We start from the raw sequence: 2373 nt of genomic DNA on the forward strand, positions 1-2373 counted from the left end.
GTACAAAATTACCATCGATCAACAAAATAAATTTTACCAGAATCAAAAGACATAAAGAGATGAACGATGCGAAGTATATGATCATAATTGCAGACAAGTTTCAAAAAGCGGTGATTAAAGATGCAATTATGGAAAAGGCTTGTTTAATAACGGTTGAAATTCTGGAGAAATTATATAATTTGAATGAAAAAAGGTGCTTTTCTCCTTTTGAATTAGATTTTATTTTTTCAAAATCTGGACTTATAAATGAGGATGATTTAACATCTCTTAAAGAAAATACGCTTCGAGAAAATGAATTTTTAGATTCAGTTAGAATTGTTATTAAAAATATGGATTTCAATTTTAAATCATTCGATGAAATTAAAGGTAGGATCGATTTATATTGTGAATCAAATCTTCACCTTAAAGATTCGAAAGATAAGATCTTAAGAATATTAGAATTTTTGAATAACGATTTTCTTCAAATAGTAAAGAAGGAAAATAATAAATACAGATCAAATTATCTATTTCAAAATGCAATTTTAAGAATCAACAGCCTATTTAATGTAAACAAAATAGATTATCAGAAAATAAACACCTTTGAGAATTACTACAAACTTAAATGTCCTAAATGTAAAGAAATATTCGGAGTTGCAGGTGATTTTTGCGGAGTAGTTACCTGTCCCTATTGTAGTGAATATGTTGAAGGATAAATAATTATGTTAGAACTTATTCCAAAAATATTACTATACAAACTCAACAGGCACTGCGGATGTCCTCAAATCCTGCCGATGAATTATACGGTAAGTTTGCTTTATACTTGCAATTCCAGATGCAAAACCTGCAATATTTATAAGAAAAAAGCAGAAAACCTGACTTCATCCGAATATAAGATTATCTTCAAAAAAATCGGTCATACTCCATACTGGATTACTTTGAGCGGAGGAGAACCTTTTTTACGGAAAGATATTGTTGAGATTTGCAAAATTATCTATAAATATTCCAAACCGAAAATCATCAATATCCCGACTAATGGAATTTTAACTGCAAAAATTGTCGATGATGTGCGATCTATTGCTCATTATTGTAAAAAATCTCAAATCATTATAAATCTTTCGATCGACGGAATTGAGAATCAACATGATGAAATCCGGCAAGTTCCTGGGAATTACAAAAAAGTTATTTCAACATTTCATAAACTTAAGGATTTGAAATTAAATAATTTATCCGTGGGAATTCATACTGTAATTTCCAAATTTAATGTCAAAGATTTTGCTCGAATTGCTAATACATTGATGGCTCTGGAACCTGATTCCTACATAACTGAAATTGCCGAAGAAAGAAATGAACTTGATACAATGAATGCGAAAATAATGCCGGATCAACTTTCATACAGATCATCGATTGATTTTTTGATCCATCGCATTAAAAATGGGAATTTCAAGGGAATGAACAAAATCACGCAAGCATTCAGGATCGAATATTATAATCTTGTAAAAAAGATTCTGCGTGATAAAACTCAAATCATTCCCTGTTATGCTGGAATTGCTTCCGCACAAATATCTCCGGACGGAGAAGTCTGGTCCTGTTGTATCAAAGCGGAATCTCTGGGAAATTTACGAGATCTGGATTATAATTTCAAAAAAATCTGGTTCAGCAAAAAACTCGATCGAGAAAGAGCTTCCATTAAAAATAAAGAATGTTATTGTCCGCTGGCAAATGCTTCCTACACCAATATGTTGATGGATTTTCCAACTCTGTTCAGAGTTTTTTATCGTAGTTTCATCGAATGGTGGAACTGACTAAAACCTTGCGAATGGTCGAGGAACGAGACCTCCGCAATGGTTGAACTTGTTGAATCAGTTGGAATAGTAAAATGGGAAAAATGGAGAAACGGAGAAGGGGGAAAACGGCTGAATGGAGAAATTGAAAACCTTACGAATTGTTGATTTTTCACAACCGGATAAAAAATAGTGTAACGACCATTACGGAGGTTTCGTAATCTTGATGGAATTATTGAAAGAATATCAAGATTAACAACCATCAGTAAGGTCTTAAAAAATTATGATAAATTTAATCGATCATTCAAGTACAAATAAAAGCAATCTGACTTTTACGGATTTCTTCCCGAACCAGGATTTTAATCTTATTTTGCTGACGCATAATCTGGAGGAAAGTGAATTTCTAAACAGGATTAATTTCCATATTTTAGAAAGATTGATGAATTTGAATCTTGAGGATGTTCCTAAAAAAGATTTGGAAAAAACATTAGAAGAGTTTTTCATCGAGATTAATTGGCAACTTTATTCAAGATTCAGAAATACTCAAACAATGGAATTTGGAATTTCTCTGATGCTGCTGATTATTCTAAATGATGAAATTTTTCTGGTTCAA

Annotated in this window: 3 protein-coding genes; all 3 read left to right on the forward strand. The window is 31.5% G+C overall.

The window, feature by feature from the left end:
- The first annotated feature begins 77 nt into the window (after nucleotides 1-77).
- Nucleotides 78-692: a hypothetical protein gene (locus tag ENL20_09335; protein HHE38760.1), complete on the forward strand. Its 615-nt coding sequence runs from the start codon at nucleotides 78-80 to the stop codon at nucleotides 690-692.
- Entirely contained in the window at nucleotides 693-1781 is a 1089-nt protein-coding gene (locus tag ENL20_09340; protein HHE38761.1) for a radical SAM protein, read from the forward strand. It begins immediately after the preceding gene.
- Between the two features lie 262 nt (nucleotides 1782-2043).
- A partial coding sequence (locus ENL20_09345) for a hypothetical protein (GenBank protein ID HHE38762.1) occupies nucleotides 2044-2373 on the forward strand: 330 nt, incomplete at its 3' end.

It is taken from the genome of Candidatus Cloacimonadota bacterium, from assembly GCA_011372345.1.
Classification (GTDB): domain Bacteria; phylum Cloacimonadota; class Cloacimonadia; order Cloacimonadales; family TCS61; genus DRTC01.